This window comes from Streptococcus mitis, assembly GCF_013305725.1.
Taxonomy (GTDB): Bacteria; Bacillota; Bacilli; order Lactobacillales; family Streptococcaceae; genus Streptococcus; species Streptococcus mitis_BO.
In genome coordinates, this window is the sequence record NZ_CP047883.1 from 1,508,716 (window position 1) to 1,534,300 (window position 25,585).

Sequence of the window (25,585 nt, forward strand, 5' to 3'; positions counted from 1 at the left end):
CTATCTGGTACGACTGTAAATCTCTTGCAAATACTGTTCATTTGATAAGCTGTTACGTTCCAAATCATCCATAATCTTTCCATCTCTAAGTAGCACCATCCGTGAAGAGTACTTTGCTGCGGCAGGGTCATGCGTAACCAGTAAAATGGTAATACCAAAACTTTTATTGATTTCCTGCAAAAGTACCATCAGTTTTTCAGAATTAGCAGAGTCCAAGGCTCCTGTCGGCTCATCTGCGATAATCAGTTTAGAATCATCAATCAAGGCTCTAGCAGTTGCCACGCGTTGTCGCTGACCACCTGATAACTGATTAGGAAACTTGTCTTTTAAGTTTTGGATGGCCAACTTATCCAAAATTTCCTCAATCTTATCCTGATGTTTTTTGATATTTTTCCCCTGAATTTGAAGAGGTAGGACGATATTTTCATAGACCGTCAAGGTTTCCACCAAGTTGTAGGCTTGGAAAATATAGGAAATGTTTTTAGCACGATAGTCAGCTAGGTCATTTTCCTTGGCATGGATGATGTCAAAATCTTCAAATTGAATTTCACCTGATGTTGGTTTATCAATCGTTGAAATACAGTTGAGGAGTGTTGTTTTTCCACTACCACTGGCCCCCATAATTGCCAGAAATTCTCCTTTTTCAACGGACAAGTTCACATCTAATAAAGCATGAACGATATTATCCCCTTGACCAAATGTTTTCGTTAATCCTGTTACAATAAGCTGTTTCATCATTTCATTCCTCCATTTCTTTATTACACTCTCATTATACGGTTTATTTCAAGGTTTTCCATGAGTATTTTGTGCAATATATTTATGCTATAAAAAAAGCCGATACTTTTTTAGGTATCGGTCGATGTTGATTATTTGCGATCGTTTCTTTTTTTCATAAAGTAAACAATCCCTATGACAACAACTCCTAAGACCAGTACAGGTGCATAGAAGTCTAGTGTTCCAATAATTCCTTCCATTTTATCCTCCTGTCAAAAAATAGAGAGTTTTATCCACAGCGCACGTTTGGCGAAATACATTCATAAGAATATGTAAACCACCAAGCACAGCGCCCCTGTGCTGTTAAACTAACAGCCGTACGCCACCCAGCAGCAGATTTACCATCCAATTCTTGGCTATTAATTTCCATAATCCAAAGAATCAATCTCAAAGTTGTCTTGTTTTATTTGTATTTCTCCCCGTAAATATAACACCAAATCAAAATGTTGTCAATGTTTTGTAATAAAACACTAACATTTTCCTTTTGTTTTATCTAACAGCGAACATTATTTCTCGTACACTCATAGGAATAGGTGAGACACAATCCACAGAGACCTGCTAGTATCATTTTAAAAGCTGTGTACCACAAGCTTCTGATTTCCCGAAAAGTTCTTGGTTTTCAATCTCAAGATTTAGAGAATCAATCTCTGAACGATTTGTATTTTTAGCCATAAGGTTTTCTCCTTCCTTCTTTTAAATGATCATCTTTACAATAACTAGTATAAACTCTAGTATTGGATAAGTAATGAGTAAATCGTGCAAATTTCTTATTTTCGAGTAAAATTTTTATAGTTCTCAGTAAAGAAACAACTGAACAATCTCTTGCTTAACTACTTTACAGAGACTCACACAATGCTCCTGATTTTCCTATCATCTTTGGCGATTCTGACGCAAGTGTGGTACAATAAAAACATGAGAATTCAACAATTACATTATATTATCAAAATCGTCGAAACTGGCTCCATGAATGAGGCAGCCAAGCAACTCTTTATCACTCAGCCAAGTCTTTCCAATGCAGTAAGAGATTTGGAAAATGAAATGGGCATTGAAATCTTTATCCGCAATCCCAAGGGTATCACCTTGACCCGTGATGGGATGGAGTTCCTCTCTTATGCCCGTCAGGTTGTCGAGCAGACCCAGCTTTTGGAAGAACGCTATAAAAATCCTGTCGCCCACCGCGAACTCTTTAGCGTTTCCTCCCAGCATTATGCCTTTGTGGTCAATGCCTTTGTCTCTCTGCTCAAGAAAAGTGATATGGAGAAATACGAGCTCTTCCTTCGTGAAACTCGTACTTGGGAGATTATCGACGACGTCAAGAACTTCCGTAGTGAGGTCGGTGTCCTATTTTTTAACAGCTACAACCGTGATGTTTTAACCAAAATGCTGGATGACAATCACCTGCTGGCTCATCATCTCTTTACCGCCCAACCGCATATCTTTGTCAGCAAGACCAATCCTCTGGCAAAGAAAGACAAGGTCAAACTAGAAGACTTGGAGAACTTCCCTTACCTCAGCTATGATCAAGGAACTCACAACTCCTTCTACTTCTCTGAAGAGATTCTCTCGCAGGAATACCACAAAAAATCTATCGTAGTCAGCGACCGTGCCACCCTCTTTAACCTCTTGATTGGTCTGGATGGATACACGATCGCAACAGGGATTTTGAACAGCAACCTCAACGGAGACAATATCGTTTCTATCCCACTGGATATTGATGATCCTATCGAGCTGGTCTATATCCAGCATGAAAAAACCAGCCTATCCAAGATGGGCGAACGCTTTATCGACTATCTACTAGAAGAAGTCCAGTTTGATAGTTGAGAATAGTATTAAAATGCTAAAAATATATATGGAGACAAAAAATGAAAAAGATTATACTCGCTAGTACAGTTGCCCTATCTATTTTAGGGTACTCTCAAGTAACGGTCCAGGCTCAAGAAAATAAAGCAGAGTCAGTACGAGAAAATGTAACAATTCCTCATTCAAGTACTTCAAAAATCGAAAACCAAGAAAAACCGAAAGAGAATGTTGAAAAAACAGACAATTCTTCTAAAATTGACGATAAAGAAGAAAAAACTCCTGCTACAGAAGAGAAGAAATCTGAAGTAAAAAAAGAAGTAAAAAAAGAAGAAAAAGTCAAAGAAGGTTGGCAGGGAGAAAATAATAACTGGCGCTTTTACGAACACAATAAACCTGTTACCAACTGGAAAAAAATCCAAGGAAAGTGGTACTACTTCAACAAAGATGGAAATCGACTAAGCAATACAACCTTTGATGGTTATGTATTCAATAAAGATGGAGTGATGGCTGAGAACGGTTGGAACTTCATCAATGGAAAGTGGTACTTTGCTAGTTCTTCAGGAAAAATTTCTCAAAATAAATGGGAAAAAATTGCTGATTCTTGGTATTACTTCGCCAAAGATGGAATCATGCTTAGTAATACTACTTTTGACAGCTACTTACTGACTAAAAGTGGTGCTATGGCCACAAACGGCTGGGCAAAAATCGACCAAAATTGGTACTATGCAACATCCTCTGGAAAAATTTCTCAGGACAAGTGGGAGAAAATCAATGGTTCTTGGTACTACTTTGATAAAAAGGGAATCATGTTAAGTTCAACTACATTTAAGGGCTACCTATTTAATAACAGTGGTGCTATGGCTGAAAATAGCTGGGTAAAAATTAAAGATACCTGGTTCTATGCGAACGCATCTGGAAAATTTGTCCAAAACAAATGGGAAAAAATCAGCGGTTCTTGGTATTCTTTTGCTCAAGATGGAGCTATGTTAGCCGATAAATGGTCAGGAAGCTATTATCTAAAAACCAATGGGGCTATGGCTGATAATGAATGGATATTTGATAAAAATTATAACAGCTGGTTCTTTTTGAAGCGTGGTGGAATGTATGCATCAAAAGAATGGATTGGAGCTTATTACCTCAAAGCTGGTGGTTATATGGCTAAAAAAGAGTGGATTTACGACGACACTTATAAGGCCCGCTACTACTTAGATGATAATGGGCATTATGTTTCTGGAACTTACAAAATTGACGGTAAAGACCATCTGTTCCACAAAAATGGTCAATGGATTTCTGAGGTCTCAAAAGAAGTTGGGTTTGTAAAAGGCCAATACAGTAAAACCATCTTTTTAGATCCTGGACATGGGGGAAGAGACTCAGGTGCATACTATTACAATGTCGCTGAAAAAGACCTCAACATGCAGGTGTATCGTAAATTACGCAAAAAATTAGAAGAACTTGGCTACAAAGTTCTCACTTCACGTGATAGTGATATTGATGTAGATTTTGTTACAGAACGTTCTCGTATGGTTAACAAGACTAACTCTGATATCTTTATTAGTATTCACTTCAATGCGACTGGTAATGCATACTCAAAATCTAGTGGAATTCAAACCTATTCCTACAGTGATGAACCTGATTATCCAAGTAAAATCAACCCATACTGGCATAGCCATCCTGACCGTATGAGTGAAAGCAAGCGTCTTGCAGCCGCTATCCACTCTTCATTGTTAGCTGAAACTGGTGCTAAAGATGCTGGCTTATTGGAAAGTAGCTTTGCCGTTCTTCGAGAAACTGCTAAACCAGCCGTCCTCCTAGAGCTAGGTTATATGGATAATTTCGCTGAAAATCAACAGATTCGAGATAGTCACTATCAAGATAAGATTGTAGCAGGTATCGTGAAAGGAATTCAAAAATATTACGCTGGTAAGTAAAAAAGGGTCTCGAGAAACCTCGAGGCCTTTTCTATTTGTCTTCTTTTTTATCTTTATCAGGAAAGAGATACCCAATACCAATGCAAGCTAGTACGCCCGCTCCAATTACCAAGCCACTTGAAATTGGTAAAAGGTCCAAAATTGCATTGGCGATGATAAAAGCAATAATCAAACACATCAAACTAGCCTTGTAATCTTTTTTCAAAAGATTCTCTAGGGTAAAATAGAGGAACAGTCCTACCGGAATCAGGGACCAGAGGTTGACATTCAAATTTGGCCATCCAACAGAACCAAAATACAAAACCAAAGCTGAAACTAGCAAGAATCCAATACCTAATAATTTTTTCATTTTTATCTCCAATTTCTTTTTTAGGAACTTGAGTTATCTGATAGTGACGCCTTCCGTCCCTTACAAAAATCATTATAGCAGAGGTCAGTTTCAAGAACAAGTTCTTTTGCCTATCTGGTCTCTATCTCGGTCTAAGTGGTTCAATAATTAAAATGAAAGAAAAAGAAGCCCTAATGAGCTTCTTCATTCTAGTGATTGCAACAGTATTTCTGAACTAAAACAATCGAAAGTTAGATTCTAAACTAGTTTTTTCTAGTTCGTATTTTTCTTTTCCTTAGATTCTAGAGAAGTTTTGATTGCTTCGCGTTCAGCCTGTAGTTGAGCTAAATGCTTCTCCTCTTCTTCAAGTTTACTAGTATCTGGTTTTACACGATAATAAACATCTTCTGGTCTCGACAACATCGCTTCATACTGCTGTCCTGCAAACAGTCTCTCCTCGTCATGATTGCTTTTATCTGTCAGTTTTCCATCATCACCAGGTTTCATGACAACTCCACTTGGTACAGCAACTACCACAAATCCTCCAGCAACAGAATCTTTTACCCAAGCACTTAGAGAAGCGGTCTCAGAATTACGACGATCTTGACCTTTTGACCCTTTTAGTTCAGTAATATATTCAAATTTTTGACCATCTCTATAACTAGTTGCATACATTTCACCAGACTCATTAATGACATATTCATTGCCCGACGGTGTACGCCATGTGCCTTTCAAACTAGATAAATCATTATTTCTTAATGCTTCAATATCCAGTTTCGGAACTGCAGTTTCTTCTTTTAGCTTGCTAACAAGTGCTTCTGCTTCAGTAATCTTGGTGTCTAAATCAGTTAGTTGATCCTTGAGTTTCTGGATTTTCTCTTGCTTATCTTTATCAATCTCATCTGTTTTTCCTTGGCTTGTAGATGTTTGACTTGTTGACTCTTTAGTTGAAGTTACAGACGATGCTGGACTTGACTCTTTATTTGCCTTATTAGATGAGAATAAGAAGATACTTGCTAAAATTGCAACAACCAAAAGACTAATAGCAATGCCAATATAGACTTTTATTTTAAATACCTTGCTCCTAATTGTAGCTGGAGAAGAGCCTTTCACTCCCTTCGAGACACTTGTTTTAGGATCATTTGTCTCTTCAAAATTTTTCTTAGTCATAGTATTCCTCCCTTTTTTCACTATATTTCACCTATATCTTAGACAAATTCGCAAGATTTTGTCAGTATCCATGAATAGATAGATTTTCAAAAGAAAACCAATCAACTAATCCTAAAATATTGGCATCAATAGAATCATCCATTAAACTCTATATCGAGTTTATTAACATAAATTATACCATAATTTTTAAGAATTTTATATATTTTTATAGTCTAACCGTGATAACTAAAGGGAGCTATTTTTTCGTATTATTCACTTATCTTTATAAAAATTATAATAGACGTATTTACTTATCATATTGCATATAGACTGTACTTCATCAAATAAATCTTGAGTTTTTACTACAATTGAAAAAGCACAATTTTTAATATATAGTTCGATACCATATTTTATGAAATTGGTAGAATCCAAAAAATCTTCCTATCTGTAATAAGAAGATTTTTTGTTATCTAAATGAAGTCCATTAATACATTCTAAAAGAGTATAATTATCAATGTAAACTTAAGAATTAAGTATTAAATAGTAATTGTCAGCAAACTGTTTAACCATCACACTATCTAATCTCAACACATAAACATTTTTCTATAGATTTTGTCTTAATCTTGATTTTTTTTCTTCAATCCAAGAAGTGCTCCTACTATAAACAATATTCCAGCAATGAATGGTGTAAGAACTGCTCTAACTATTCCGGTTTTTGGCAACCTATCAGAATGGCTAGTATCCGACTTACTATCAATGTTAGTATGTTTATTAGCTATGTTCTCTTGTTCATTAAGATGGACTTCCTTCTTATTTTCAAAGTTTTTATCAAGAACTGTAGCTGTAACATCCTTAGTTGAATCAGATTTTTGTGAATGATTTGCTCTTTGTAAGTCCTCTTTTCTATGGCTTTGATTTAATTGGCTAGGATTTACCTGTGGGTTATCTTTCTTTTTGGATACATCAAAAGTAGGTTTATTTTCCTCCTCCTTTTTCTCCTCTATTTTCTTGAATACAGGTTTTATAAGGGTATCTTTTGATAGATTAAGAACATAGCCAACGTCTTTTTTCCCTTCGAAACCAGAAATTTCCCAACCATCAAATTGATAGCCTTCCTCTAATTCACCCTTATAGACAGGTAAAATGAAATCTTCTTCCGCCACTATCGTTGAACTCATTTCTTTTCCATTTTGAATGGTCACAGTTACTGTATGAGGTTTTAGTTCGCTTACCTCTCCCGTATCTTTGTTTAAAATGAATTCTTTTACGGTTGTATTTCTTGCAAAATCTTTTACAACTATCTTAATGTTTAGTGTCTTATCTGCTATTTGTTTAATATCAGCAAATGATTTGTATTCTTTTCCATTTACATAAATATGTTGTTCTTGAATCTCACCATCGAATCCATTATTTCTTTTATCATTGATATTAAAGACTACAGATTTTCCGTTAGCATATTCGATACTAGTATTTCCTTTTGGATCAATGTTTACTTCTGGTTTAACATTATCATATAAAAATTGATAGTGTACTCCAACCGCTTTCGCATTCAAATCGCTATATCCAGTTTGAAGGTAAACATTTCCATCCATGTCTGTTACCTTATCTGGAAATCCATTTGCTTTATAGTCTTTCATTCCCCAGTCCATGATGTCACCGTCTTTAACATTAAGCTTAATGTTAAAATCTCTAGTGTTATCAATGTGTAAATCTCCATAGATTAAATAATTATCTACAACCGATTCATTAACTCTCAACTCCCAGTTAAAACCACCCTTATCAGAAATCTTACCTCTTAAATGGAATTCTGGATTTCGTACATAGATTTTATTAGATTTAGATGGATTAAAGTAGTTCTTGTCCATTGAAAGATTTACTGGTTTTGCATCAATAAATAACGTAGAGCCATCTTCTTTTATAGCTTCTACATTGGACTTATCCTCTCCTGTGTACTCTTTACCATCCTTACCAAATAATACCAATTTAGAAGAATCTGTCACAAGATTTCCATCTTTATCGATTGCTTCCCCTTTATCATTCATTTTAAATGTAAACACTTGATACCTTACAATGTTAAAGCCGTCCAAAGCCGACATTAATACTGATTGAGTACTTCTTCCATCTTCAACATTTCTACTATCAGCATAAATTATTTTTTCTGATAAAACTCTTAGATTAGGATTGGCCTTTTGGATTTTTGCTATATCTTCCTGGCTATAGACTCCATTTCCTTCTAACATGTCCGTTTTTCCAGGATTATAGGTAGTCACTTTTAGTGCATAGCCTTTTCTTAGAATGATGTTATCCTTTAACAGATATTGTTGTTTTTCTGAATCAGAATAGATTTTACCAGTTTCCATCTCCGTTAAATTGGTTGGTTTATTTTTTGAAAGATCTCCTTCTCCTAATTCTATTACATTCCCATAACTTGATGCATAGGGATATTCTGCTTTAGTTTCCTTATTTTTTTCAGGCATTCTAATTTTAGTTTCAGCTTTTATCTGATCATCATCTTTAACAAAGAATCTCATATCTCCTGCAAAAGCTAATCCATCCACAATATCATTAACATTAGCGTATAAATCAAAGGTCATCGTTTTTGAGTGGGAATCATACTTAGTCGTTTTGATTTCTATAGATTTATAGTTATTTCCATAATATACCTTGGCATTTTTAGAAACATTACTTATCTTTCCAAGAATTTCAAAGTGTCCATTTTTAGACGGGCTTAGAACACCATAAATTTTTGATTTTATTTCGTCAAGTTTTTCAGTTTCATATTCTAAGGCACTACCATCGTCATAAGCAATGATATTTCCCTTATCATCGTATTTATAATCGTATTCTTCTGTCCTCTTACCAGTTTCACTTGTAAAGTCATCAACTTCTCTAAATTTCTTTTTAATGAGTTTTTTTAAGTCTTTGCTTTCAAAATCTCTAATTGTTGAAATGGCTTTATTGATAGTAAAGCTAGATTTTTCTTCGGTAGCCTCTTCATTTTCTTGATGATGTTCTACTTCAGTTGTATCTTTTTTAAGACTGTCCTCTTTTCTATTTTCTAAATTTTTAAATTTAGATTCGGCAATCTCTCCAAGCTTTTGGTATTTAGATGAATCCTGATCAGGATCTACTAGATAATAGGAAATCATCCCCTTTTCATCAGCATGATCAGCAAATTTAATTCTATAAATCTTTGTGAAATTGCTAGAGCCATCTAATGCAATGACTTCAATGATTTTTCCTCTTAAATCTCCTGCACCATTAATTTCATAAATGGTATTTCCGTCTTTGTCAAGTTTTCTATTTCTTCCTTGACCCTCACCTGCATAAGTTACTTCAAGATTTTTCTCAACTTCTCCGTCTTCATTAACAAGAGCGGCTCCTGCATACCAAACTTCGTTTGCAATCTCGTCAAATTTTTCAGGATGTTCTTTCTGATCTCTCGCAAATAAAGTTTCATTCTTGTATTGCTCTTTTACCTTGTGATAAGTATCCTTTGTGATCAGCTTAATTTTTTCAGGATTCGAAAAATCAATCGAAACAATCTTAGGGGCTGTGTTATCAATTTTTACAGGAATATAGGAAACCTGCCATGGATAATCTTTAGTTAATCTATATTTAAATTTATAGAAATATTGACCTTCCGCAATCGGTTCAAATTGACCTCTTATCTTAGTAGCAGGATCTTTAGTATCCTTGCTTTCTGGTGCATTTTCTTCTCTACCTCTAGGGTTATAAATGAGTCCATCCCATTTCAAGTCACCCCAAACTTTTAGTTTAGAAGATTTGATTCCCTTTGCATCATTTCTCTTAGAGTTCAAAATTCCTTTAATAAAGTGTTCTCTCGAAATGACTTTTAAGTCAATTTGATTTTCTCCCTCTTTATTTGTATTTACTATTGAAATCATTCCTTCTTCTGCACTTCTTAATACAAGTGGAGAAGGTGTTAATCCTCTCTCAAGTTGAGCATCTTGAGGATTTCCATTTGAATCTAAAGGATAAATTTTAGCAATCTTAGAACCACTTGATGATGGTGCGTTGATCCCTTCGTTATTGAAAGCAAATAATTCTGGATTTTGATCTAGGGATGTTGTATTTTTATCTTTTCTATTTTGTATAACTCCTGCTGGATTAAATTTATCTATACCATGTTCTCCACCAATTCCCTTATTTAAGGTTCCTGGAATTTTTGGTTTGCCATCATCATCATAACCTTCCATTGTTTTTGATTTTGAACCTTCTTCCCAGGCCCATTTATCAAGGATTGGTTCGTGGTTCCAATTCCCAGCAAATCCCATTAGAGGCATCGATAAAGAAGGTTGGAAATTTGTTTTCTTCCCATTGGAGTTTAAAGCTTCCATTTCTTCCACTGACTCAAAATGAATAAATGATTCTACAAATTTATTTTTATTTTTAGCTTCTCCAACGTTTATAACCGCATTTAAATCAAAGCTAGAATTTGGGCTTATAGTGAAAGTATCATGCTCAAATGTAATATTTGCTCCTTTGACTTTTTCTGGGTGAATTTCTGGAACAATTTGCTTCCCATCTGAAGATTTTTCATCTTTATATGTTTCATCCAGTTTGAGTCTGTCAGTTAGAGCATCTGTAGTTATAGCAGATGCTGAAACTTTAAAGGTCAAAGGTCTGTTTGATGTATTGTGAAGCTTAATTGTAAAATATTTTTTATCTCCTTTTATTTCTTTAAGAGAAATAGAACCATAAGAGTTTACCAAGCCTTTAGAATCCGTGTTTTTAAAAGTCGCTACGACTTCATTTCTCAAAGCATTGGCAACATTAATTAGCCCTGCTCCCTGTTGTCTAGGTGATGCAAAGTATTGACTTTTTTCTTTCCAAGAAGTCGCATCCATCATAGGGCGTGCAGTATTTTGTAGGGCTATTTTTGTAAGACTTGTAAGATCTATTTTGTCATCTCCCTTAAGATTTTTCAATACAGGTCTTTCAAGCATTTCCTTTAACTTTGGTCTAATCAAAACAGTAGAAGCTGCCACGATTGGAGTTGCCATACTAGTACCTGACATATAACCATAAGTTGATTTCCCATTAATGACATTGAGAGTGGATTTAATGTTTTTACCAGGTGCTGAAACATCAGGTTTTAAAAGTAAATCTGTTCTCGGTCCCCAAGATGTGGATCCTGCTGGGACTATAATATCTTCTTTATACAGTTCTTTGTCGGTGTCAGATGCAAACTTAAAGTCAATCTCTTTTTCATCACCTACATTCGGTTTATTAGAATTATAGCTTGCCATATCAATTGGATAGTATTGCTCCAATTTATCTTTAAAATCTTCTTTATTATTTCTTTTGACTTTAGTTTTTTTATCAGGGTTAATCATGTTCCATAACTTTACACCATCATCTCCTGAAATTGAGAAAACTTGACTAGTAGTTCCTTCATCCTCCTCATATCCCATAGCTGGGAGCTCTGTCCAATTATCTCTATTGTAGTAATTGACAGTATTTACAACCATAATGGCGCGTGCACCCTTATCCGTTGCTCGTTTAAAAGCATTTTTTAAGTCCTTTGTATAAATTCTATCCATTACTGCAATTTTGCCCTTAAGATCCAAACCTATCAAATCTTGGTCTTGACCTTTGCCTATATATACAAATTTCAATTTACTAGGAGCTTTTGAACCATCTTCGTTTGTTATGATTTTATTCTTATCGAAAAAGGCCCCTATATTTCTGTATTTAAAACTTTCTCCTCCAATCTTAACTTTGTCAAACTCAACTGTTTGATTTTTAGCAGAAGCAACTGCTATCGCATCTTCATGTGCTGCAGTTCGTGTTACATTTCCAGTGTCGGTCATTTTCAGATTATTATTTGCCACTAAATCCCATGAAGAACTTGAAGCAGAAGTTGCATAGTTACCCGTAGCTACAACCATTGGAATGCCTGCTTTTCTTAATGCTCTAATAGCTTGCCAATATTTCTCACCTACAAGGCCCGTTCCTGTAAAGCCAGATGATACCGAAACAACATCAACATTGTGTTTGATTGAATCTTCAATAGCATGAAACATTGTTTCATCCCCTGCGAACCCAGATCCTGCGTCAGAGTACATTTTATAAGAGAAGATCTGTGCATTAGGAGCGATTCCATCTATTCCGTTAAAGTTTTTGATATCTTTTTCAGTATCATTTCCCGCTAGAATCCCAGCAATATGCATCCCATGTGGATCAAAATAATCGCTTCCATCATCAGCTTTTTCTACAGTAATTTTACCACCATTATAATAATTGAAAGCATGAGGAATTTTATCACTCAACCAGAAATTTTTATCAGTACCTTTTAAGTCTTCTTTTTTAAATCTCATTGAGGCTTTGGCATCATCATCGATTCTCATAGCCTTATGCCTATAATCTGTCCCCGTATCGATATTTGAAATGACCATACCTCTGCCATCAAAGTTTTTCCCAAATGGTGCATTGATAGATTTTAGGTAATCGATTGCCTCTTCAACTCCAATTTCTTTTCTAGCATGATTCATCATAGGTTGGACTTTTTGTGACCTTTCAACCGATGAAATACCTTCTATTAGTTTAATTTTGTCCAGAGTATCTTTGGTTGTTTCAATAGCGCTACCGTTAAAAATTCTATCATAAGTATATAAAACTTTTGTATTCCTAAGATTTGATAGTTCCTTGATTGCTTTTTCTCCAGATTCTTTATCTTTAAATTCAGCAATATAGACAAGTCTATCTTCTTTTTTGGGACTTTCCGTGTCTTTACTTGCAGATGGGGCTGCATTATCTCCTTTGTATTGATTGGAATCTTCTTTTTTGATTGTTGCTTTTTCATTGTTAGTTTTATTGTCTATCACAGATTCTTTACCAACAACTTCTTTTTCCTCAATAACTGTTGTTTTCTTCTCTTCAGTATCCTTTGAAGTTTCTATAGCATTATGAATATCTTCATGTTTTTCTTTGTTTTCTTTTTGTTTATCTACTACTTTTTCTTTATCAGAGATACTTAAAGCATCTTCAGAGCTAGATGTATCTGCTAAGACTACCTCATTAGGGACATATGCTGCTAAAATAACTGCAGCTGTGGTTAATGACAATACTGTACTTTTTTTCATTTTAATTCCTTACATATTTATTTAACTTCCAATAGATAGAAAACTTTAACTTTGCTAGCCTTTGTTATAAAAAGTTTTACTAAGTGCTATCTAGGAAATAGAGTAGTACATTTATATATAATTGTTAGCTCTCTGAAAAATAGTATATCAATTTAAAAAATTTAAGTCAAGAAAAATTAAGTGGTATTAATTTTATTTTTAATACGTGTTAAAAAAGATATAAAAATTTCGTACTTAACTGAGATACATTATCAGCACAATCACACCATCAAAAATAGTAGCAATCAAGTTGAACCACTACTAGAATCACAAAGACAGACATAATTGATGCAATAACAATACTATTAAACAAAGTAAATAACCGATAAGAACTAGGCTTAACGGTTATTATATACTTATCTAATTTTTTTCAAATCTTCAGTCATATGTTCACCTGTGACCTAGGCTTTACGAGTGCCTTGCTCTAGCAACTGAGCTAAATCAGCGATTGCACTTACAGTATAGCACTCTAAGAATAGGTGTCAAGAAATTTTCATCTCTATTAGAAAAAGCCTGTCCTGAGACAAAGCTTTGATATTCTATTATTTACGAACCTGCACTTTCGTATGCATCCAAGCCCCTATCCCAAAGTTTCAAGGAAATACCAAAAAAGACAAGGGAAATCAACATCAAACCTCCGATATTAAAGATTACATCCTTGTCCTGCAAGAAATAGCTGGCAGGATAGTAGGCTGTAAAGGCAAAGGGCACGATAAAGCTAATCAACCAACGAAGAAGTGAATTGTAAATGGAAATAGGATACTTAGCAAAGTCATTAAACATATAAAAAATGTAGATCATGGCGCCTGACTGCTTGGTCCAAAAAGCGATACTGGCAGTCGCGATTTTCAGGGAAGTATAGATCAAGGTCGCAAAAGGAATACAAACTAGGAAAAGTAGGAATTTGGGAAGAGTCCAAGCAATGCTTGATACTGTTGTCGCTAATAAAATTCCACCGACCAAAAGTTCACCCAAGGCATCAATCTGAAAGGTCTCAACTAGGATGTGAAAGAGAGGATTGATAGGACGTGTCAGATACTTATCAAATTCTCCTTTTCGCACCAAGCGTTGCCCTAGCGCCCAGAGATTATCAAAAAAGAGATGGTCCAAGCCCTTGGGAATCAAAGAAAAACCATAGATAAAGGCAATTTCTTGAAAAGTCCAGCCTTCTAGGGATGGGATGTGTTGAAAGATGACATTGAGAAACAAGAGATTCAAGCCTTGAGTCAGAAATACTCCCAGTACTCCAACCACAAAATCCACCTTGTATTCCATGATTTGTTTGATGTATTGTCTGATAAAAATCAGATGCATGCGTTGATATTTTTTCATACTAACCTCCTTGAATGGTGATAAATGACTGGACTCGTTTCCAAATCAACTGAGACAAGCCCACCATCACTAAGAGCCAGAAAAACTGCAAAGCGAGCGCCTGAAGAATCTGATTGGCATCGTATTTCCCAACGATAATCATGACCGGAGTATAAATCAAGGATGAAAAAGGCAGGAAGGACAGAATATCTGAAACAACCTTTGGAAAGAAAGCCAAGGGAATCAAACTTCCAGACATAAAAGCCACTATGGAAGTCTTGAGTAGATTGGAACCCCAAAGATTTTTAAACACAAAGGCTGAAAAACCAAAACAGATATTAAAGAAAAAGTTAATCAGATAGGCCAGCGTTAAACTAAAAAGATAAAGGACAGTTAATCCCAGCACTTCTACAATCCCTTGCCCAGATAAGATTTTCATCAAAACAATGACACTTAAAAATGGCAGTCCAACGCTGATAAAAATCAACCACTTGGACCCAAGCTCAGTAAAGAGATAAGAGGCTGCAAAATGCACTGGTCGCAACAAACGCATGGTAATGGAACCATCCTTGACCTCCTCCCCAATCATAAAGGAGCTATCAGACCTGGTCAACAGATTGGTCACAAAACTCATAATGATGTAGAGGGTGATATCTGCCATACTGAAGCCCTGAATCAAGGACTCCTGCGATGAATCAAAGACAGCCTTCCAAAGATAAAAAGCCACAAAAGCACCCATGACATCGCCGATTCGATAGAGAATAAAGTTGACTCGATAGGTAATCAACTCCTGAACGCCTGCATTGATAAAGGGTTTATAACGTCTCCACAATTTGAACATCTTAGAGCTCCTTTCGATAGAAGCGACGGATAATATCCTCGATATCCGTATCCACCATCTTCAAATCTCGGATTTCAAAATCAGACAGGGTTTGCTTGATAATGTCAGCCGACTGGTAGCGAGAACTATCGAATTCAATGTTGAGGCTATTCCTCTGTCTATCAATAATCATATCAGGCAGGCCTTCATAGTGAGAGACGAGATGACTTTGACCTGGTAGCAGTTCAAAAGAAAGAGTCTTCATCTTTCCAAAGGTCTCCTTGAGTTGGCTAACCGTTCCATCAAAAATCTCCTGCCCCTTGTCTATCATAAAAATCCGATCACAGAGTTGCTCAATGTCGCTCAGGTCATGAGTAGTCAAAAGAATAGTTGTCTCTTCCTCTTGATTGATTTGGGTAATAGCCCGACGAATGTTGTCCTTGACGGAAACGTCCAAACCAATGGTCGGCTCATCTAAAAAGAGAACCTTGGGATTGTGAAGCAAGGAAGCCGCAATATCCGCCCGCATCCGTTGCCCAAGTGAAAGAGTCCGCACAGGATCCTTGATAAATTCCTTCAAATCCAAGACTTCATTCAAAAAGTCCATTCGCTTATAAAAGAGCGAGTCTGGCACATCGTAAATCTCCTTCAAGACCGTGTAGGTCTCTTGTAAAGCCAAATCCCACCACAACTGGGTGCGTTGTCCAAAGACCACACCAATATCCTTGACATAGTCTTGGCGATTGTCCTGCGGAATCTTGCCGTTAATCCGACAAAAACCAGATGTCGGTTTCAAAATCCCGGTCAGCATTTTGATGGTTGTCGACTTCCCAGCACCATTGGCCCCGATAAATCCTAAAATTTGCCCTTTGGGCACCTCAAAGGTCAAATCTTTGACCGCTTCAAAGGTCTGCTTTTCAGGATGAATAAAGGAACGCAAAGCCCCCTTCAACCCCGGTTCCTTAACAGTCTTCACAAAATTTTTCTGAAGATGTTGCACTTCTATCATTGCCATATCTATCTCCCTATGGTAAGGAATAGCAACATTGTGCTTTTGACTACAAATATTCTAAATCCTTACTTTCTACACCTTCTCAATATTATTACAGAAGGCTTTATACCAACCTATTATAATCCAATAAGAAATGGAATGCAAGCGTTTGCTTAAAGTTTATGAAATTAGAGATTCCTCTCTTAAAATCATACTTTTAATCCAAAATTCTGGCTTGATCGTTTCCTTAAAACACCAAAAAAATGAAGCGTTTTTTTGTTATCACATTAATAGAGGGGGGTAAAAAAAGCAATCTAATAGCTTTATTCTAATAATTCTAAAACTTTATCATAAAAAGCATTAGCCAAATACCTTCCTCTATTTTCAATTGCAGCAATAGTAAAATCTTTAATATCCCATTCCATTGCATACTTAGTTCTATAGGACTGAGTATGTTTCCTTTTATTTTTAAAAATTAGTTCTTTCATTTGAGGGTAACTTGACTTACGATATGCTGAAATCTTTTCACCAACATCAACATCTCCTAAATCATTATTTGGTTGCTTTTCGAAAACTACAAGATTCCCAATCAAATATTCTGGAGACAGTTCTCCGTTTGTAGCATTTTTTTTCGCTCTGATATGCTCAATAGAGTATTCATCATCATCTCTGGTTCGATATTCAGCTCCTGCACCATGATTTATGACATCTAGCCAATTGTTTAGTGTATAGATGGCATATGTAGATAACATTTTTTCATGTCCAGAACCTTCCCAGCGATCACTATCATCCCATCTTAATTTGGTAAAATTATTCAAGAAATCTTCAAGGTCAGGCAATAATTCGCGCATCTTTACTTTTAACTTTTTAATTTCAACCATAATTTCTCGCTCAGACAGCGGCTTTCCTGTGACTTCACTTAACAGTGTTTTGCTAAACCTCAGGTATTCTTCCTCTAGATTACTAAAATCAGTTTGAGGAGAAATAGCTCGAATAAATTCAAATACAGTTAGCAACTCAAAAAGCGACACTTTAGCATGTCTCCCAAAAGATGTTTCTTGTATCGAGATAATTATAGGTAATAACTGTCTAGAAGGAGAAATCTTAAGCAACCACTTCAAATTTCTTCCAATTTTATTATCTGTTCCTGAATTAATTTTTAATTCTTTAATTTCTGTTGCGACTGATAATAAAGAATCTAAAAAATTGAGATATTCAGAGGTATCTAATTCATCAAGAAAGGAAGTATATAGGCTATGTTCTGAAAGTTCATAGTGTATCTCCCACCACTTCGAAATAAATTCATCGATAGAGATATTCATTTGACTGGTTGTTTGAACCAAATTATTCCATTTTTGCAAGACAACATCATCCCCAGTTGGAGGCAATCTTCTTTCTGTAGCATAAAATAGACTGTGCTTAATTAAATCAACATCATTCAACGAAATACCACGAGTATTTAATCTGCCGAAAAGTAAGTTACTCTCTAGTTCGTCATTGACAATTATTACAGATATCTTCGTTCTTAACAAATGATCTAATAATGCCTGTTTGTCAACTTCTTTTTCAGAAACTAAAGTAGTAAAATAATTTTTAGCTCTATTGAATGGATGACGCTTTTCATCTTGCGTAAGCCTTGAATTTTCAGCAATTTTAACCCAAACACTATTTTGTTCATCGTTAAATTTCAAAGGAAGATATCCATCGTTTTTTTCAATACTCCCGAGAGAAGCAATTAATAACAGCAAGGTAATAATTCTTTGCTGACCGTCAACCAATTCATAGTTGTTTTCTGAATCCTTCTTATAAACAATAATGTTTCCCCAATAGTCAGTATTCATATCTGCTTTAGCAAATGAATGACAGAGATCAGAAAACAACTCTTCCCATTGCTTTTCACTCCATGAATACTTTCGCTGATAAAGAGGAATCGAGAAGTAGCAAATCTGCTCGTCCTTAGTTAAAAATGTCGAAAATAAATTTTTGATTGTACTTTCTTGTGCAACATTGATATCCATGTGTTATTGTTCCATCTTTTGTATTATGCGATTTTCCATTCGCTTCATGTATTGTTCCATGAATTGAAAATCAGGTAATTTATTCTTTGTAGGTAACATTATTTTTGTTCTCAGAAATCTTCTTTTTGATAATGTATGCCCATGATTAAATACTCCAAAATATTGAGAAAGCATTCTCACAATAAATAAATTACAATATTCGTCAAGTTCATCTTTCGATTTTATAGAAATACAGTTAATATCATCCATGGAATAGTCATATGGATGAAAGTAAGCTAATCCTGCCCCCCCATCACCTATCTTATTCCATGAAATGGTGTTTCTCGGGTAAAAATTTTTAGGCGAAAGTTCCCAACTCTTGAAACCATTAAATTCTTTTTTTGCCGATATATAAGGCAATGGAGTTTCATGATCTATTTTTGATTTAATAATATCAAAATAGTCTGAAACTAAATACTCTCCCCACTCAACTTCATCTAATTCTCTAAAATCAGTAATTATATGCTGTTTAGGAAGCTGATAATTATTATTGATCTTATTTAATTTGTTTTGAACATATTCTCCCATAAAATTCCAATCAGGAAAGCCAAGATCTGTAATTGGTAGAGACACTCTTTTTTTCTTAAGCCTACCTAAAGTTGCTCCATTCCCTCCCCAGTTCAAAACCTCTAATTGTTTCTTAATAATAGGAATCAAAAACATTGCAACATTTTTATTTAAATATTCATTATAGAGAAGTTGGACGTTTTGACCAGTATAAAAATCCGCTTCTTGGTAAAAAACTGTTTGAGTATCCAAACCAATTATGATAACATTTCCCTTATTTATTGGATATGATTGTTTGGATACAAACATATCTAATCCATTGTTACTTTTGGAGCGAGTAATATATGGAAAAATTTTTTCACCATCATCAATTAGTTTATTTTTATCTATTCCATTCAATGTCGAATGAAGTGTAAAAACTTTTTCATCACCTAGTAAAAAGGTCCCCCATTTTTTATTTCTTATCATCATTCACCTCAAATAAATATCCTCTGCCATGAGCATACATATCAAATTGAAAACTCAGATAATCTGCAATAGTCTTTTCAAAATCAGCAGCACTTGGTATCTCATCATTGAAATAGTAAAAACTGTGTAACCATTCATCTTCTGCTTGGATTGTCGATTTCACCATAAACTTAGTCGTGTAATTTTCTTCATCTCCATTAATAACATCAAACAAGTAACGTCTCCTTTCTTTTGCGTTACCATCATCAACCAAACCGATGTGTTTTCTTACAACAAAACCATCCTCCTCAAAATTAATAAATTTAACTTTTTTTCTATCAATATCATGTGGTTTTCCTGCCTCAAAAACTGCAATAACAGGATTAGTCCCCACTCCATGGAAAGTATCTTTATTTACAGTAATTACTATATCTAAAGTATGTTTTTCAAGAATTTTTTTCTTATATTCCTTTTCTTCCTTAGATTTACCAACCATAGTTGATTGAGGGACAATAACCGCTAGTTTCCCCCCAGTCACCAGCATATCTAACGCATGGCGAATAAAATTAATTTCTGTTAGGGTTTTATCTGTTTTCCCTTGGGAATACGGGGGATTAAACAAGATTTTATTTACTCTCTGCTTTTGGATCTCTTCACCGGTAACAGAAAACATATCATTTAACTGTAGATTACTTTTGCCATCCCCTCGTAGAATCATGTTCGTTGTCGCTACGGTGAACATCTTTTCCTGCAACTCTATCCCCAGTAGTTGATGCTGTTTAATATGTTTGATTTCGTCCTCATCTTTTGCTAGCTTAGTCATTCTATTCATTGCAGAAATCAAAAAAGCACCACTACCGCAAGCAGGATCTAACACGTAATCGGTTGGCAACACATTAATCAATTCCGTCATAAGCGTTGTAATATGATGAGGTGTCAAAACGATTCCAAGACCATTTCCATCACTACCACCATATTTTACAAACTCACCATAGAAATTGCCTAAAATATCGTAATCTGTATTTTGTTTAAAGTGATGGATAACTTTATCTTGTAGTTTTTTAGTAAAATAATGAAGCGGTGTAACTCCTAATGTTTCGTTTTTTTCATTTAGTCGAACATTCGTTGCTAAAAATGAGAACTTATTGAGAAGAATATTGACCTTGTCTTCTGGCATAACACCTTCAGATGCAATGTAATCTTTAACTGCTTTTAGAATTCTCATTCCATCATTATCAATTGCTGGTCTTGTTTTATCCTCTGTACCATCAGTTTTTTTAGGATACTTATTACCTGTCAATTTTTTAATATCAAAATCTTCCTCATTAAGGGCTAAAAGAATTGCAGAAATTACTGTTGCTTTATTCTCACCTTCGAGCGAAGCGTAGTTTCGTAAATCTTCATGTAGTTCTTTTGAAACATTTTGTAATTCAAAAATACGTTTTTGCTCAATAGAGTATTCATTAAGTACATTTACTGAATACCATTCATTTATATTGTTTGGATGAAGTTCCTGAAGATCAGTTAACTTTGGAAGTTCTTTTTCAGTAATTCCTTCTTCAGTGATAGAAACCAATATAGGTTGAATGCTATGAAATTCCTCATCTCCAGTAATACCTATTGCGATTACTTCATCAAAAGAGCTTGTTTTCGTTACGATATGGTTTGCGTAGTGTACAGCACCATTTACAGCAAAACCTGACAATGATGGAATGTCTTTAGCAATAGAACCATCCTCGGTAAGTTTAATAAGTTTATCACTGTCCCTTTTATCTTCAATCACAATAAGATAATCTAAAATCTGCATAACAAATTCAGGCTTTCCAACTCCAGATTTACCTTGTTTGCTAGCTCCTTTTAGTGCTTTAGCAATTTCTGGATGAGAAGAACCTTGCTCATCATATCGGACACCAAATTTTTCTATCTCTCTTCTAACATATTGATCAGTTGCTGTTGCTTCATTGGCCATAGTTTTTCACTTCCTTAAGTTTATCATCTCCCATTATATCAAAGAAAGTAGCAAATTACTTAAAAAATTGCTACTTTCTTTGCATATTTATATACTTAATTTTCTTATTAATTGACTTTCACTCACTTCAAAATGAAAATAATGATCTCGCCCATCCTTAGAATTCTCTTTATTAAGTTTGAAGTAGTTTTTCTGATTCATTGCCATTGTTCTAAGGATGTCATCAACTAGAAAAGTTAATGGAACATCCATTGAAGAATACTTCTGGAAGTCTTCTTCAAATCGAATATAGTTGTCTGAGAAATAGTCCATCTGTAATCTATTCTCATAGAGTTCTTTTCTACTCATAGGTAACCTCTTCTAATAACTGTATGCTCAAGAAGTCTTCCACTTGAATCAATCGGTATCCTTCATAGGTCTTGATGGATACTTCTTTTGCTGAAATTTCTCTCACTTCACCAATCAAAGTTACTTTTTGAGTTTTTTGTTTGACTATAAAGCGACCCTTTAAATTCCCAACATAAACCTGAGAAAGTAACAATAATTTTTCTGTTCTGTTCAAGTCACTAGTTAGATCGACACGATATTTCTCTTCCCCTAGTGATGTGGTATGTTCAGATAAAAAGAAGCCCATCCACTTTTGCATACCTGAGTCTTGATATTCTCGGGCAGACTGATAGGGCAAATATGAACGTTCAATCATTTTAAACCATCTAGTTCACCAGCAGAATGACCTCCGATTAGTTTACTTCTAACAATGCTTCTTGATGCTGACTCAAGGGCATTGGCTTTTAAAAGTGAAGAGAACCCAAACTGATCTCGGATGATGTCAATCGCTGATTGGAGCCTTTCTTCTTTTTCTATTTTTTCAACATCATCAAATAAAGAAACTAGTTCAAACGATTCATTCACTAGACCTGAATAGTTGACGGCAACGTTCCTTACGGCACCTGAACTGTATTTCTGATGAAATAACTGTAAAACCACATTAGTTAGCATACCCGTCTAATTAGTTGGTTCAATCTTTTTTGTAAGTTGATTGATTTTTTATTTTCCTATTTGGAATAGCCTACATGAATAGAGACAACAGTTAGTTTCTTACCTGCTCGTCTACGACGAATAGCGACCTGTTCTGCCATTTTTCAAAGCAATTCAAGATTTTATAGCATACACAAGAGGAAATCGTATTACAGATATCTATTTGCACGTTACATAAAAAACAAAAAATCTAATCATTCCTGTTTTAGATTCGTTAACAAAATAAGTGTGGCAAATTTGTGGCAAAATAAAGAAAAAGGTTTATCCAAATCGGATAAACCCTGTTATATCAAGCTTTTACAAACTTCTTAAGCTTTACCTTCTGAACCGAATACGTCGATACGTTCTTCAACTGATGCTTGGATAGCTTTTACACCGTCAGCCAAGAATTTACGTGGGTCGAAGAGTTTCTTCTTGTCGTATTCTGCTTCGTTTGCTTCGTAGTCACGAGCAAATTTACGAGTTGCGTTAGCGAATGCGATTTGGCATTCAGTGTTAACGTTAACTTTAGCAACACCAAGTTTGATAGCTGCTTGGATTTGCTCATCAGGAATACCTGATCCACCGTGCAATACGATTGGGAAGCCTGGAAGAGCTTCTGTCAATTTTTGCAAGTGGTCAAGGTCAAGACCTTCCCAGTTTGCTGGGTAAGGACCGTGGATGTTTCCGATACCAGCTGCCAAGAAGTCGATACCAGTCTCAACCATTGCTTTAGCGTCTTCGATTGGAGCCAATTCACCCTTACCGATGATTCCGTCTTCTTCACCACCGATAGTACCAACTTCAGCTTCTACTGAGATACCTTTAGCGTGTGCTTTTTCAACAACTTCTTTAGCCAATTTAAGGTTTTCTTCAACTGGAAGGTGTGAACCGTCAAACATGATTGAAGTGTAACCAACTTCGATACACTCAAGTGCATCTTCGTAGTGACCGTGGTCAAGGTGGATAGCTACTGGTACAGTGATACCCATTGATTCAACAAGGTTAGCGATCAAGTTGCGAGCAACTTTGTAACCACCCATGTATTTAGCAGCACCCATTGAAGTTTGGATCAAAACTGGAGCTTTTTTAGCTTCTGCTGCGCGCAAGATAGCTTGAGTCCACTCAAGGTTGTTTGTGTTAAATCCACCAACTGCATAACCGTTGTCACGAGCTGCTTGGACAAATTTTTCTGCTGAAACGATTGCCATTTTATCAGGCCTCCTGTATATTTTTATGGGTCATCCCATTTACATTGTTCATTTTATCACTTTTTGACAAAAAAATCTAGTTTTTCCCGCAGTTTCAATTGAATTTCTTCTAGCTTCATCTATGTAAACCCTTTCTCTGCCTAGTCTTGAGCAACTTTTGGAAAAGCTATAAAGAAAGTTAAACGATTCTCCTGCATTTCAAAACGATAAGCTAATTTTTCATGTTCTAATAAACTTTTAACAACAAAGAGCCCCATCCCAGACCCCTTGGCCTTACGACTAGCATTATCAGAAAAAGACTGAGCCAGTTTTTCTTGTTCTTCAGGACTACAGCTATTCTCGATAAAGAGTTCCCCTTCTCTTTCGCCAATTTGAACCAAGCCACCTGGAACAGAGTGCTTAATAGCATTACTGATAAGGTTAGACATAATCAACTTCATGACAGATGGATTTAGATAAGCCTGCTGATGAGTCAAACTATTGTCTATCTGGAGCTCTCTATCCTTGGCTAGTAAAGCATAATCCTTAAGCAGACTTTGCGTCATCTGGTGTAAGTCAATTTGTTCCCTATCGTCTCGCAATTCCTGCACAGAAGAGAGAGAAAGTATCTGTAGAACATGGTGATTGAGCTCATCCACAATCCCCAAGGCAACTCCCAGATAGTGGTCTCTATCCTTATAGCGACCGATATTTTCTTTCATATTTTCGAGCAGGATTTTCAAACTAGCCAGCGGTGTTTTCAATTCATGAGAAGCCCCTCGCAAAAATTCGACCTTCATCTTTTCCAGCTGGAGAATGGCTTCATTCTTGTCATGCAAGTCCGCAATGACAGTCAAAAGATGCTGGTAGAGGCTATTGATTTGTTCCTTGAGATCGCCGATCTCATCCTTGGAATCCACGCACAATCTCACTTGGGAATCCAGCTCCATCATTCTACGAGTCACCCGCTTGATTTCCAAAATCGGAGCAACAATGGTCCGAGCATAGATATAGGCCACCAAGAGGGAAATCAGAAAGGATGCCAGCAAGGTATAGGGAAGAAACTGGAGACTGATTTGCTCTGCTTCCTTTTGCAAATCCATGGACGCTAAAAACTGGAGAGTCATGGTACCACCGTCCTGCGTTGTCACCTCGCGCTCCTCGATAAAAAGAGAGGTTGTCTGGCGGTCTGTGTCCAGAGGAAGACTGTTCTTGATTTCTAACTTGTCCTCGGTCATCTCGCCCTTAACGACCCCCTTGATATCACTAGTCTTAGAATACAAGTCTAACACTTTCTCGATGCTCTGCCTATCCTTACCTTCTAGGGACTGGGCAATGGCTGTCACTTTCTGGCCAATGGTTTCCTGACGATGACTCAGATAAGTCGAAGGAAAAAGAAAATAAATAGCCAAATGAAGGCAGATAACCAGAACACTAAAAATCGAGAAGGTATAGATAAATATCTTTGTAAATAAACCTGTTCGTTTCATTTTCGCTCCAATTTATAACCAACATTGCGCACAGTGAGGATGCAGTCCAAGTCTAGCTTTTTCCGCAGTTCCTTGATATAAACATCAATGACACGGTCAAAGGGAACCTCATCTGTCGCCTTCCAGACGGCATCGATTATCTGAGACCGAGTCAAGGCCCGTCCTTCATTTTTCACCAGATAGTCCAGAATTTCCAACTCTTTGGCATTGATAGCCACTTCTTGACCTGCTAGGCTGGCACTGTAGCTCTCAAAATCCACCCTGGCATCTTTATAGGAGAAGATTCGTCCTGTATCATAATAGCGCTTGAAAATCGCGTCTACTCTTACTTTTAAGAGGGACAGAGAAAAAGGCTTTTCCAGATATCCATCTGCCAGAGAAGCAAAAGCACTCATCTTGTATTCCTCATCCTGAAAGGCGGTCAACATCAGGACAGGGACCTGACTAGTCTTACGAATCTCAGCTAGAACTTCTAAGCCATTGAGTTTGGGCATCTGGATATCCAGTAAAATCAGGGCCACCTCATAGCTAGAAAATTGCTCCAAGGCTTCTTGTCCGTCCGCTGCCTCAATGGTTTCATAACCACAATCCGTCAAATAGTCACTGACCCCCTCACGGATCATCTCTTCATCTTCTACAATTAAAATTTTCATAGA

Annotated in this window: 19 protein-coding genes and 1 pseudogene; 2 read left to right on the forward strand and 18 right to left on the reverse strand. The window is 35.9% G+C overall.

Annotated features, from left to right (window positions below):
* From M594_RS07395 to slmA, 3 genes are all read right to left on the reverse strand, one after another.
* On the reverse strand, positions 1-735 hold the full coding sequence (locus M594_RS07395; protein ID WP_173876750.1) for an ABC transporter ATP-binding protein: 735 nt from the start codon (positions 733-735) through the stop codon (positions 1-3).
* A gap of 131 nt (positions 736-866) precedes the next feature.
* Positions 867-974 carry a QVPTGV class sortase B protein-sorting domain-containing protein gene (locus tag M594_RS07400; protein ID WP_020901952.1) on the reverse strand — a complete coding sequence of 36 codons (108 nt, stop codon included), beginning with the start codon at positions 972-974 and terminating at the stop codon, positions 867-869.
* 29 nt (positions 975-1,003) lie between these two features.
* Positions 1,004-1,165, reverse strand: a complete 162-nt coding sequence (gene slmA / locus M594_RS07405) for a salivaricin M family lantibiotic (protein WP_368039304.1) — start codon at positions 1,163-1,165, stop codon at positions 1,004-1,006.
* A gap of 521 nt (positions 1,166-1,686) precedes the next feature.
* On the opposite strand from slmA, the gene M594_RS07415 reads away from it, so the two are divergent.
* Together M594_RS07415 and M594_RS07420 are read left to right on the forward strand one after the other, a co-directional pair.
* A complete protein-coding gene (locus M594_RS07415; RefSeq protein ID WP_042750500.1) occupies positions 1,687-2,595 on the forward strand; it encodes a LysR family transcriptional regulator in 909 nt (302 codons plus the stop codon).
* A 41-nt stretch (positions 2,596-2,636) separates the two neighbouring features.
* Positions 2,637-4,505, forward strand: coding sequence for an N-acetylmuramoyl-L-alanine amidase (locus M594_RS07420; RefSeq protein WP_173876394.1), 1,869 nt, complete (start codon positions 2,637-2,639; stop codon positions 4,503-4,505).
* A gap of 31 nt (positions 4,506-4,536) precedes the next feature.
* Here the strand turns inward: M594_RS07420 and M594_RS07425 are convergent, their stop codons facing one another.
* The 15 genes and pseudogenes from M594_RS07425 to vncR form a co-directional block, all read right to left on the reverse strand.
* Positions 4,537-4,854, reverse strand: a complete 318-nt coding sequence (locus M594_RS07425) for a hypothetical protein (RefSeq protein WP_115904830.1) — start codon at positions 4,852-4,854, stop codon at positions 4,537-4,539.
* 252 nt (positions 4,855-5,106) lie between these two features.
* Positions 5,107-6,003 (reverse strand): DUF6287 domain-containing protein, encoded by an 897-nt coding sequence (locus tag M594_RS07430; protein ID WP_173876395.1) that lies wholly within the window; start codon positions 6,001-6,003, stop codon positions 5,107-5,109.
* A 596-nt stretch (positions 6,004-6,599) separates the two neighbouring features.
* A complete protein-coding gene (locus tag M594_RS07435; protein ID WP_173876396.1) occupies positions 6,600-13,091 on the reverse strand; it encodes a S8 family serine peptidase in 6,492 nt (2,163 codons plus the stop codon).
* A gap of 585 nt (positions 13,092-13,676) precedes the next feature.
* On the reverse strand, positions 13,677-14,462 hold the full coding sequence (locus tag M594_RS07440) for an ABC transporter permease (RefSeq protein WP_173876397.1): 786 nt from the start codon (positions 14,460-14,462) through the stop codon (positions 13,677-13,679).
* 1 nt (position 14,463) lies between these two features.
* Complete coding sequence (locus tag M594_RS07445) at positions 14,464-15,282, reverse strand: ABC transporter permease (RefSeq protein ID WP_173876398.1); 819 nt, start codon at positions 15,280-15,282, stop codon at positions 14,464-14,466.
* Position 15,283: 1 nt separating this feature from the next.
* A complete protein-coding gene (locus M594_RS07450) occupies positions 15,284-16,276 on the reverse strand; it encodes an ABC transporter ATP-binding protein (RefSeq protein WP_173876399.1) in 993 nt (330 codons plus the stop codon).
* Between the two features lie 299 nt (positions 16,277-16,575).
* The gene (locus M594_RS07455) at positions 16,576-18,270 is read right to left on the reverse strand and encodes a DUF262 domain-containing protein (RefSeq protein WP_173876400.1); all 1,695 of its coding nucleotides are present in this window, start codon (positions 18,268-18,270) and stop codon (positions 16,576-16,578) included.
* Positions 18,271-18,273: 3 nt separating this feature from the next.
* Positions 18,274-19,284, reverse strand: a complete 1,011-nt coding sequence (locus M594_RS07460) for a restriction endonuclease subunit S (protein ID WP_173876401.1) — start codon at positions 19,282-19,284, stop codon at positions 18,274-18,276.
* Positions 19,271-21,232 carry an HsdM family class I SAM-dependent methyltransferase gene (locus M594_RS07465; RefSeq protein WP_061589869.1) on the reverse strand — a complete coding sequence of 654 codons (1,962 nt, stop codon included), beginning with the start codon at positions 21,230-21,232 and terminating at the stop codon, positions 19,271-19,273. Before M594_RS07465 ends, M594_RS07460 begins: the two co-directional genes overlap by 14 nt.
* A gap of 87 nt (positions 21,233-21,319) precedes the next feature.
* On the reverse strand, positions 21,320-21,580 hold the full coding sequence (locus M594_RS07470; RefSeq protein ID WP_173876402.1) for a DUF5960 family protein: 261 nt from the start codon (positions 21,578-21,580) through the stop codon (positions 21,320-21,322).
* Complete coding sequence (locus M594_RS07475) at positions 21,573-21,935, reverse strand: hypothetical protein (RefSeq protein WP_173876403.1); 363 nt, start codon at positions 21,933-21,935, stop codon at positions 21,573-21,575. Before M594_RS07475 ends, M594_RS07470 begins: the two co-directional genes overlap by 8 nt.
* Positions 21,932-22,374: pseudogene (locus M594_RS07480) on the reverse strand (DNA polymerase); the annotation flags it as partial. The gene M594_RS07475 and the pseudogene M594_RS07480, both read right to left, overlap by 4 nt.
* A gap of 204 nt (positions 22,375-22,578) precedes the next feature.
* Complete coding sequence (locus tag M594_RS07485; protein WP_001019001.1) at positions 22,579-23,460, reverse strand: class II fructose-bisphosphate aldolase; 882 nt, start codon at positions 23,458-23,460, stop codon at positions 22,579-22,581.
* A gap of 140 nt (positions 23,461-23,600) precedes the next feature.
* Positions 23,601-24,929: a sensor histidine kinase VncS gene (gene vncS, locus M594_RS07490; RefSeq protein ID WP_173876404.1), complete on the reverse strand. Its 1,329-nt coding sequence runs from the start codon at positions 24,927-24,929 to the stop codon at positions 23,601-23,603.
* Positions 24,926-25,582 (reverse strand): response regulator transcription factor VncR, encoded by a 657-nt coding sequence (gene vncR / locus M594_RS07495; RefSeq protein ID WP_173876405.1) that lies wholly within the window; start codon positions 25,580-25,582, stop codon positions 24,926-24,928. Before vncR ends, vncS begins: the two co-directional genes overlap by 4 nt.
* Between the last annotated feature and the right edge of the window lie 3 nt (positions 25,583-25,585).

Bases quoted from the DNA above. Each gene is read 5' to 3' on its own strand.
- M594_RS07395 (WP_173876750.1), bottom strand. From the start codon at position 735: ATGAAACAGCTTATTGTAACAGGATTAACGAAAACATTTGGTCAAGGG.
- M594_RS07400 (WP_020901952.1), bottom strand. From the start codon at position 974: ATGGAAGGAATTATTGGAACACTAGACTTCTATGCACCTGTACTGGTC.
- M594_RS07415 (WP_042750500.1), top strand. From the start codon at position 1,687: ATGAGAATTCAACAATTACATTATATTATCAAAATCGTCGAAACTGGC.
- M594_RS07420 (WP_173876394.1), top strand. From the start codon at position 2,637: ATGAAAAAGATTATACTCGCTAGTACAGTTGCCCTATCTATTTTAGGG.
- M594_RS07425 (WP_115904830.1), bottom strand. From the start codon at position 4,854: ATGAAAAAATTATTAGGTATTGGATTCTTGCTAGTTTCAGCTTTGGTT.
- M594_RS07430 (WP_173876395.1), bottom strand. From the start codon at position 6,003: ATGACTAAGAAAAATTTTGAAGAGACAAATGATCCTAAAACAAGTGTC.
- M594_RS07435 (WP_173876396.1), bottom strand. From the start codon at position 13,091: ATGAAAAAAAGTACAGTATTGTCATTAACCACAGCTGCAGTTATTTTA.
- M594_RS07440 (WP_173876397.1), bottom strand. From the start codon at position 14,462: ATGAAAAAATATCAACGCATGCATCTGATTTTTATCAGACAATACATC.
- M594_RS07445 (WP_173876398.1), bottom strand. From the start codon at position 15,282: ATGTTCAAATTGTGGAGACGTTATAAACCCTTTATCAATGCAGGCGTT.
- M594_RS07450 (WP_173876399.1), bottom strand. From the start codon at position 16,276: ATGGCAATGATAGAAGTGCAACATCTTCAGAAAAATTTTGTGAAGACT.
- M594_RS07455 (WP_173876400.1), bottom strand. From the start codon at position 18,270: ATGGATATCAATGTTGCACAAGAAAGTACAATCAAAAATTTATTTTCG.
- M594_RS07460 (WP_173876401.1), bottom strand. From the start codon at position 19,284: ATGATAAGAAATAAAAAATGGGGGACCTTTTTACTAGGTGATGAAAAA.
- M594_RS07465 (WP_061589869.1), bottom strand. From the start codon at position 21,232: ATGGCCAATGAAGCAACAGCAACTGATCAATATGTTAGAAGAGAGATA.
- M594_RS07470 (WP_173876402.1), bottom strand. From the start codon at position 21,580: ATGAGTAGAAAAGAACTCTATGAGAATAGATTACAGATGGACTATTTC.
- M594_RS07475 (WP_173876403.1), bottom strand. From the start codon at position 21,935: ATGATTGAACGTTCATATTTGCCCTATCAGTCTGCCCGAGAATATCAA.
- M594_RS07485 (WP_001019001.1), bottom strand. From the start codon at position 23,460: ATGGCAATCGTTTCAGCAGAAAAATTTGTCCAAGCAGCTCGTGACAAC.
- vncS (WP_173876404.1), bottom strand. From the start codon at position 24,929: ATGAAACGAACAGGTTTATTTACAAAGATATTTATCTATACCTTCTCG.
- vncR (WP_173876405.1), bottom strand. From the start codon at position 25,582: ATGAAAATTTTAATTGTAGAAGATGAAGAGATGATCCGTGAGGGGGTC.